Source organism: Halomonas sp., from assembly GCF_031581305.1.
Taxonomy (GTDB): domain Bacteria; phylum Pseudomonadota; class Gammaproteobacteria; order Pseudomonadales; family Halomonadaceae; genus Halomonas.
On record NZ_JAVLBC010000133.1, the window covers coordinates 1 to 8,988 of the forward strand.

At 67.0% G+C, this 8,988-nt stretch carries 7 protein-coding genes; 3 read left to right on the forward strand and 4 right to left on the reverse strand.

Annotated features, from left to right (window positions below; all coding sequences use genetic code 11):
- The 3 genes from RI841_RS11515 to RI841_RS11525 form a co-directional block, all read right to left on the reverse strand.
- Positions 1 to 1,375, reverse strand: a 1,375-nt coding sequence (locus RI841_RS11515; RefSeq protein ID WP_310705743.1) for an FAD-binding oxidoreductase, incomplete at its 3' end; no start/stop codon positions are given.
- Positions 1,376 to 1,391: 16 nt separating this feature from the next.
- On the reverse strand, positions 1,392 to 2,879 hold the full coding sequence (locus tag RI841_RS11520; protein WP_310705744.1) for a Na+/H+ antiporter NhaC family protein: 1,488 nt from the start codon (positions 2,877 to 2,879) through the stop codon (positions 1,392 to 1,394).
- Between the two features lie 45 nt (positions 2,880 to 2,924).
- Positions 2,925 to 4,214 carry an FAD-binding oxidoreductase gene (locus RI841_RS11525; RefSeq protein ID WP_310705745.1) on the reverse strand — a complete coding sequence of 430 codons (1,290 nt, stop codon included), beginning with the start codon at positions 4,212 to 4,214 and terminating at the stop codon, positions 2,925 to 2,927.
- Positions 4,215 to 4,360: 146 nt separating this feature from the next.
- On the opposite strand from RI841_RS11525, the gene RI841_RS11530 reads away from it, so the two are divergent.
- Entirely contained in the window at positions 4,361 to 5,014 is a 654-nt protein-coding gene (locus tag RI841_RS11530) for a GntR family transcriptional regulator (RefSeq protein WP_310705746.1), read from the forward strand.
- Between the two features lie 78 nt (positions 5,015 to 5,092).
- Here the strand turns inward: RI841_RS11530 and RI841_RS11535 are convergent, their stop codons facing one another.
- The gene (locus tag RI841_RS11535) at positions 5,093 to 6,466 is read right to left on the reverse strand and encodes a glutamine synthetase family protein (protein WP_310705747.1); all 1,374 of its coding nucleotides are present in this window, start codon (positions 6,464 to 6,466) and stop codon (positions 5,093 to 5,095) included.
- 256 nt (positions 6,467 to 6,722) lie between these two features.
- Between RI841_RS11535 and RI841_RS11540 the strand changes: the two genes are divergently transcribed.
- Together RI841_RS11540 and RI841_RS11545 are read left to right on the forward strand one after the other, a co-directional pair.
- A complete protein-coding gene (locus RI841_RS11540; RefSeq protein ID WP_310705748.1) occupies positions 6,723 to 7,490 on the forward strand; it encodes a gamma-glutamyl-gamma-aminobutyrate hydrolase family protein in 768 nt (255 codons plus the stop codon).
- A 28-nt stretch (positions 7,491 to 7,518) separates the two neighbouring features.
- Positions 7,519 to 8,928, forward strand: a complete 1,410-nt coding sequence (locus tag RI841_RS11545; RefSeq protein WP_405000941.1) for an aspartate aminotransferase family protein — start codon at positions 7,519 to 7,521, stop codon at positions 8,926 to 8,928.
- Positions 8,929 to 8,988 lie beyond the last annotated feature (60 nt).

Here is an 8,988-nt window from a genome sequence, read left to right on the forward strand (position 1 = left end):
GTGTGAGGGCGGGCCGGACGATACCCAGCGAGCGTTCGCGCTGCATCAGTGCCTCTTCGCCTGCATAGCTCAGGCTGATTAGCTGTGCGCCGATCCAGCGGAGTGGTTCGTGTTCCCAGCGCTTCAATCCACGTGAAGGGTGGGTGTCACCCATCGCCCAGGGCATTCGCGTCAGGGCGGTATCGCGCTCCAGGATCATGTCGGCGAGCGTGCGGGCGAAGAGGTGGGAAGCGGCGACCCCCTCGCCGGCATAGCCACCGGCCGTGGCCAGGCCGCTGGCGCGGTCGAGGAGCGCATGGGGACGAAAGCGGCGCGACAAGCCCAGCGAGCCTCCCCAGCCATGGGTGATCTTCACGCCTTCGAGGGCTGGAAACAGGTCCACCAGGAGGTCATGGCGCAACGTCACGGCACTCGCCGGAATCTCCTGGCCCCTCACGGGGCGACCGCCAAACCGGTAGTTGCCCCTGGCGCCGAACAGCAGGCGACCGTCGGCGGTGCGGTGCCCGTAGTTGATCAAGCGGCTGGCATCGGCGAAGGCCGGTCGGTCGGCCATGCCGATCTCGGCCCAGCGGGATACCGAGAGCGGCTCGGTGGCGATCACCAGGCTCTGGACGGGCAGCACATAACGACGCACGTCCGGGAGGCCTTCGGAATAGCCCTCGGTAGCGCCTACCGTCACCTCGGCACGGAGGTGGCCCGAGTCCGTCGTTACCCCTCGGGGGTGACGCGACCGAACGCGACTGTGCTCGTGAATCGTCACCCCCATGGTCTCGAGCCTGCCAGCCAGTCCCCGAAGCAGCTTGAGGGGGTGCACCGTGGCGCAGTCCCGCTGGAAGACGCCGCCGCGAGCGTTGCGGAAGTGCGCCCTCTTCGCGAGTTCGGCAGTATCCAGCCAGTAGCACGCCTCCTCGGCGTGGCCGAGGGCATGGAGGTGCTCGAGATAGGCCCGCTGGATCGCTTCCTGGCCCGGATAGCGGGCCGCGGCATGAATGGCGCCCCCCTTGTGGAACTCAGCCTCGATGCCCTCCCGGGCCAGCGTGGCACCGATGGTATCCACGTTGTCGGCCAGCATTCGGCAGCAGGCCCGTCGCTCATCTCGAGACAGCCCCTCGACGAGTCGCGACAGGCCGGCCAGGCTGCCGATCACCCAGCCGCCGTTGCGTCCGGAGGCGCCGTGACCGACGCGCTCGGCCTCGAGCACCCGGATGACCAGGCCTGGCGACAGGGTCTTCAGGTAGTAGGCGGTCCACAGCCCGGTAAAGCCTGCGCCGATGATCGCCACGTCGGCCGCGTGGTGTCCCGTCAGGGCGGGCCTTGGGCCGGCATCGCCGGGAGCGCTGTCGGCCCAGAAGTTGTTCAGGATAGCGTCGTTCAAGGCGAGACCTCGTCGTTCACAGGTACCCCAGTACCAGGTAGGCGCCGGCGGCCAGGATGCCCGCCAGTGCCGCATAGGGCAGCTGTGTGAAGGCGTGCTGGAAGGGGGTGCAGCCGCTGGCCTGGGAGGTCAGCACCGTGGCATCCGAATAGAAGCAGGCATGGCTACCGAAGGTGCTGGCCGACAGGGTGGCCCCGATCACCAGCGTCATGTCGGCGCCCAAGTTGTGTCCCAGGGTGGCGACGATGGGCAGGATGATCACGAACACGCCCCAGTTCGAGCCGGTGGCGAAGGACACGAAGCCCATGATGCTGAAGATGATGAAGGGCAACAGCTCGGCGGAGATCAGCGGTTCCACGGTGGTGATGATGTACTCGTTGAGGCCCAGCGCCGTGTTGACCTCGTTGAACAGGAAGGCCGCCACCAGCACGGCCAGGGCATCGATCATCGACTTGAAGCCCTCGACGATATTGTCGAAGGTCTCGCTGGCGGACAGCTTCTTCAGGGCGATGAAGGTCACGATCATCCCGGCCAGGGTGACGAAGATGCCCATCAGGAAATCCAGGTCGAACCACCAGGTGAAGAAGGCCAGGGAGGCCATGGGCAGCAGGAAGGACCAGACGCTGCCCTTGTGACTGGCATCCGCCTCGAGGTGGCCAATGTCCTCGTCGATGTGCTCGGCCCCCTCGGGCACGCATTGACCCTGTCGTTCGGCGCGACGTTCCGCCGTTTTCATCGGCCCGATCAGCGGGATCTTGCCGTAGATGACCAGCGGCACCATGGCCACGGCTATCCACGGGTAGAACATGAAGGGGATGGCCTGGATATAGGTCATCACGCCCTGGCCGTCCGCGGCGACGCCGTTCTTCTCGATCAGGGCGCCGAAGAATACCGCCCAGGTGGAAATGGGGATCAGGACGCTGATCGGTGCCGCGGTGGAGTCGATGACGTAGGCCAGCATCTCGCGCGATGTCCTGAAGTGGTCCGTGATCCTGCGCATCGAGGTGCCCACGGCCAGCGAGTTGAGGTAGTCGTCGACGAACAGCACGATCCCCATGAACCAGCAGCCCATCAGGGCGCGGGGCTTGTCGGTCGTGTAGCGCATCATGGCCCGGGCGAAGGCCTGGGACGAGCCCGATTTCAGCAGCAGGGCGATGATGCTGCCCATCAGGCCGCAGACCATGATGACCCAGGCGACATCCTCGTCGGTCATCACGCTCATCAGGCTCTCGGAGAGGCTGCTCAGCGCATTCGTGGGATCCATCATCAGGGTGCCGGCGAAGGCACCGAACACCAGCGGTTCGAGCGCGCGCCTGGACAACAGCGCAAGCAGCAGCACGAGTCCCGTCGGGACCAGGATCAACGGCCCGTCGATGGAGTCGGCACCGCTGGTGCCGACCACGGCGCTGACGACGGCGGCCAATGCGACAGCGAGCAATATCATGACCATCCAGCGATGCCACGGGCGGGCGCCCTGCTTGATCACCTTCTCGTTGGCTTCCATGGGTATCTCCTCGATCTTGTCATTGTGTGAGGGGGGTGGGGTGGATCAGCGCAGGCGTTCCAGCAACTGGTAGTACCACATGCCGGCGGCCAGCAGGGTGTTGCCGAGACGGTCGCTGAACGGGACTCGCCAGTGACGGACATTGGCGAAGGCATCGAACTCCCGCCTGCTGCCGTCGACCGCCTCGGCGAGGATCTCGCCGACGAGGTGGGAGGTGGCGATGCCGTGCCCGGAGTAGCCCTGGGCGTAGTAGACGTGGGGGGAGAGCTTGCCGAGCATCGGCACGCGGTTGATCACGATCCCGGCGAGTCCCTGCCACTGGAAGTCGAGCGCCACGCCCTCGAGCTGTGGGAAGGTCTGCTCCAGCCGCGGGCGCAGCTCGGCGGCGATGTCGGCAGACCCCCTTCCCGAGTAGTTGGCACCCCCACCGAAGAGCAGCCGCCGGTCGGCGGTGAGGCGGTAGTAGTCCAGCACGAAGCGGGTGTCGTAGACGGCCAGGTCCTGGGGGTTGATCGCGTTGGCAGTGGCCTCGTCCAGCGGGGCGGTCGTGACGATGCCGAGCGAGGCGGGGAAGAGCTTGCCGCCGAGCCGCCGGCGCTCGAGGTGGTGGTAGGCGTTGCCGGCGAGGATCACGCTATCCGCCTCGACGCGGCCATGCTCGCCGATGACGGCCGGGGATTCGCCGTGCACCACCTCCACCACCGGTGACGCTTCGAAGATCCTGGCCCCCAGGCTTGCCGCCGCACGCGCCTCGCCCAGGCAGAGGTTCAGGGGGTGGAGGTGCATGTTGTAGTCGTTGCGGAGGGCGCCATGGTAAAGCCGCGTGCCGAGCACGTCTTCGACCCCTGCCTTGTCCAGCCAATGGACATGTTCGCCGATCCAGTGGGACTGGGAGGCCTCGTAGTCCCGTCGCAGTGCCTTCAGATGGCTCGGCTGGTAGGCCGCCTGGAGATGCCCGTGCTTGAGGTCGCAGGGAATGGCGTATTTCTCGACACGTTCGCGAATGATGCGCTGGCCGCGCCAGCGGAGATCCCAGACGAAATCGGCGGCCTCATCGCCGAGGGTACGACGCATCTGGCGGCGCATGGCATCCTCGCCGGACAGGCTGCCGGTGACCTGGCCGCCGTTGCGTCCACTGGCCCCCCAGCCGATCTTGTTCGCCTCGATCACCGCCACCCGATAGCCCCGCTCGCTCAGCTCGACGGCCGTGGCCACGCCCGTGAAGCCGCCACCCACGATGGCGACGTCGACCCGGTGATGGCCCTCGAGAGTGGGGTAATCGGACTCCCTGATGACGGACGCAGAATAGTAGGAAGGGGGGCGCGATTGGGCCATGAAAATGCTCGCCTTAAAGTGTGATCACATATGTGTGATCACACTAGCAGGGCCTCATGGTGGTAGCAACCGGCTGATGGGCGGAGCCGCATATGAGTCTGTTTGGGGTATGCTGGCGGAGTGTATGACGACGACATGGGAAGCCGATGGAGCAACAGACACAGGGCGAAGGGTTCTCGCCGGATACCGCCGCCACCCGACTGCATCGGGAGCTGCGGACGAGGCTCTGTGAGGGGGATTTTGCACCGGGAGACGTGATCTCGATACGGCGTATCGCCACCGAGTACGGTACCAGTGCGATGCCCGCCCGTGAGGCCGTGCGCTGGCTGGTGACGGAGGGGGCACTGGTCTTCTCCGACAGCCGCAAGATCCGGGTCCCCGAACTGAGCCGCGAGCGCTTTCAGGAGGTGCTGTTTGCGCGCAAGAGCCTCGAGACCGAAGTCTCCCGTCAGGCGTTCCCCTGGCTGACCGCCGAGGATCTGGCTGAGCTCGAGGGCATCGATGCTCGGATCAATGCGGCCATCGAGGCCGGCGATATGCAGGCGTACATGCGTGGTAACCATCGCTTCCACTTCCTGATCTATCGACGCAGCCACTCCCGGGTGCTGTTGCCCCTGGTCGAGCTCCTCTGGCTGCAGTACGGCCCCAGCATGCGACAGATCGGCACTCGCTGGGGCGCATCGAGCATCGCCGATGACCATCATCGTGACGTGACCCAGGCCCTGTCCCGGGGAGACAGGGAGGGTTTCTGCCGCGCCATTGCCGCCGATATCGAACAGGGAATGCGCCTGCTCGAGTAGGCCTGCCGCGTCGCGCGATCGGTGTCGAGACGGCGCGACAACGCTCTCCCGGCGGGCATGGCGATAGGGCGCTCGAGGTCATACGTGACGCAGGTACCAGTCGTACTCGAGCTTGCTGACCGCCTGCATGGCCTGGTCCCGCTCGGCACGGCGGTTGGCCAGGAAGACCGCGAGGAAGTCCGCCCCCAGCGCCTCGGCCAGGGGGGCGCTCTGCTCCAGCAGGTCCAGGGCCTGTCGCCAGCTGTTGGTCAGGCTGGGCGCAACCTGGTCATAGGCGTTGCCGGTGATGGCGGGCGGCGGTGTCAGTCGTCGCCGAAGCCCGTGGTCGATGGCGCCGAGCAGGGTTGCCAGCAGCAGGTAGGGGTTGACATCGGCGCCGGCCACCCGGTGCTCGATGCGCCGCGCCGCGTTGGGCCCCGAGGGGATGCGCAGCGCCACCGAACGGTTGTCGTAGCCCCAGGTCGGGGCCATGGGCACATAGAGCCCGGGCTGGAAGCGACGGAAGGAGTTGAGGTTGGGGGCGAAGAGTGCCATCGAGGCCGGCATCAGCTCGAGAAGGCCGGCCACGGCGTGCTGCATCTGCGGCGTGCCGAGCGGGGCGCCGTCCTCGGCCGCGAAGACGTTGTTCCCCGCCTCGTCGAGCAGGCTGATATGGACATGGGTGCCGTTGCCGGCCTCCTGGCCGTAGGGCTTGGCCATGAAGGTGGCCTCGAAACCATGGTGCAGGGCCACGCCCTTGATCAGGCGCTTGAGCAGCACCGCGCTGTCGCAGGCCGCGAGCGCATCATCGCAGTGGATCAGGTTGATCTCGAACTGTCCCGGGGCGCACTCCTTGAGGGCAGTGTCCAGCGGCAGCCGCTGGGTCCGGGCGGCGGCGTGGATCTCCTCGAGCAGCTCGGCATACTCGTCGAGCTCGTTGATCGAATAGAGCTGGCTCTGCGCGGCGCGCTCGCCGGTCGCCGGCGAGCAGGGCGGCTGGACCATGCCCAGGGCGTCCCGGCGTCGGTCGACGAGGCTGAACTCCATCTCCACGGCCACCACCGGGATCAACCCGGCGCGACGCAAGCGCTCCAGCACCCGGGCGAGCACCTGGCGAGGATCGGCGAAAAAGGGCGTCCCGTCGGCCTCGGTCATGGTCATCAGCAGCTGCGCCTGGCGGGCGTCACGCAGCCAGGGGCTCGGCATCAGGCTGCCCGCCACGGGGCGGCAGACCCGGTCGCTGTCGCCGATCGAGAGGCCCAGGCCCGTGGCCTCGATGGTATTGCCCAGGATATCCAGGGCGAACACCGAGGCCGGCAGGTTGACCCCGTCACGGAAGGCCTTCTCGAGATTGTCGCGGGGGATGCGCTTGCCGCGCAGCACGCCGTTCAGGTCGCTGATCAACAGGTCGACGCTGTCGACGTCGGGATGGCGGTCGAGGAAGTCGCGGGCTTCATCGGCAGGGGAGGGCATGGGGCCACCTATCGGCTTTGGATCATTGTTCGAGGCTGTCATCTTTGAAGCACACGCCAATGTTGTCAAATCTTTTACGTATATCGCCAGGCTTCGATGGCCCTCCGATTGCCTGATATTGTTTTTTAATCAATAAATACAGTTATATATTGGTGTTCTTGGGCCTCGAGGTCTCGGCAGGGGTTGGCAAGGTTAATCAACGGCGATATGTTGAGCAAAGCATAACAATCATCATGCGTGTTCCGAGGAGACCGCCATGCGCACTCGACCCCTGGTAGGCGTGATCGCCTGTCGTCGCGAGGTGGAAGGCCACCCCGCGCACATGGTCACCGACAAGTACCTCTCCGCCTTGCGCGATTATGGCCTGGCGCCGGTGATCCTGCCGGTATGGGAGGACGCCGTGGAGAGCGAGCTGCTGGGATCGCTCGACGGCCTGCTGCTCACCGGCAGCTACACCAACGTGGAGCCGCAGCGTTACGGTGCCGAGCGTGCCCCGGAGAACACCCGGGATGACACCCATCGCGATGCCGCGGCGCTGGGCTGGATTCCCGCCGCCCTCGACCTGGGGCTGCCGCTGCTGGGCATCTGTCGCGGCTTCCAGGAGCTCAACGTGGCCTTCGGCGGCACCCTTCACCAGGCGGTGCAGCGGGTGCCGGGCCTGCTTGACCATCGTGAGCCGGAAGGCGATCGCGAGGTGAAGTATGCCCCGAGCCACGACATCACCCTGGTGCCCGGTGGACGGCTCGCCGCGCTCCATCCCGAGCCGGCGTCCCGGGTCAACTCCCTGCACCAGCAGGGCATCGCCGAGCTGGGCCCCGGGCTCGTCGCCGAGGCACTGGCGCCGGACGGGCTTGTCGAGGCGATATCGGTCGCCGGTGCCCCTGGCTTTGCGCTGGCGGTGCAGTGGCACCCCGAGTGGAAGCCCCGTGAGCACCCGCTCTACGACGCCCTTTTCCGGGCCTTCGCCGCGGCCTGCGACGTCCATCGCGGTGCCCGCATCCCGTTATCCGCCGTCGACGCCTGAGGCTGTCGTCCCGACCCGGAGGAGCATCATGTCGCGTTCGCTTCAGGCACTGGATCGTGCCCACCACCTGCACCCCTTCACCGACTTCAAGGCACTGGGCGAGGAGGGTTGTCGAGCCATCGAGCATGCCGAGGGGGTGTACATCCACGACAGCGAGGGCAATCGGATCCTCGACGGCATGGCGGGCCTGTGGTGCGTCAACCTGGGCTACGGGCGCGAGGAGCTGGTCACGGCCGCGTCCGAGCAGATGCGCCGGCTGCCCTACTACAACACCTTCTTCAAGACCACGCACCCGCCGGCGGTGAAGCTCGCCGAGAAGCTCTGCGCGCTGGCGCCGGCGCACCTCAACCACGTCTTCTTCACCGGCTCCGGCTCCGAGGCCAACGACACCGTGCTGCGCATGGTGCGGCGCTACTGGTCGCTCAAGGGTCGGCCCGAGAAGCAGTGGGTGATCGGCCGCGAGAACGGCTACCACGGCTCCACCGTGGCCGGCATGAGCCTGGGTGGCATGGCGCCCATGCACTACCAGGGTGGTCCCTGCGTGCCGGGCATCACCCATGTGCGTCAGCCCTACTGGTTTGGAGAGGGGTGGCTCGGGGAAGGGCGTCCCGAGGGCCAGGATCCCGAGGCCTTTGGCCGTGAGTGCGCGGCCGCCATCGAGGAGAAGATCCTCGAGCTCGGCGAGGAGAACGTCGCGGCCTTCATCGCCGAGCCGGTGCAGGGCGCCGGCGGCGCCATCATGCCGCCGGAAAGCTACTGGCCGGCGGTCAAGGCGGTGCTGGCCAAGTACGACATCCTGCTGGTGGTGGACGAGGTGATCTGCGGCTTCGGCCGCCTCGGCGAGTGGTTCGGCAGCGTCCACTATGATCTCGCCCCCGACCTGATGCCCATCGCCAAGGGGCTCTCCTCCGGCTACCTGCCCATCGGCGGAGTGCTGGTGGGCGATCGCGTGGCCGATACCCTGATCGAGGAGGGCGGCGAGTTCTTCCACGGCTTCACCTACTCCGGCCACCCGGTATGCGCCGCGGTGGCGCTGAAGAACCTGGAGATCATGGAGGCCGAGGGCGTGGTCGAGCGGGTGCGCGACGAGCTGGAGCCCTACCTGGCGCGCCGCTGGGCCACACTCGCCGACCATCCGCTGGTCGGCGAGGCCCGCTCGCTGGGGCTGATGGGGGCCCTGGAACTCATCGACCCCGCCAGCGGCGAGCGCTTCGACAAGGGCCTCGCCGCCGGCAACCTGTGCCGCGACATCAGCTTCCGCCGTGGCCTGGTGATGCGCTCGGTGGGTGATACGATGATCATCGCCCCGCCCCTGGTGATCACCCGCGAGCAGATCGATGACCTGGTGACCCTGGCCCGCGAGGCGTTGGACGAGACCGCCCGTCGCCTGGCGGCGAGGGTCGCCCACGAACCGCAACCCGAGGAGAGATCCGCATGAGCCGTCCCGCATCCCCCAAGACCCTGGCTGACTGGCAGGCCCTGGCCGCCGGCCTGACCC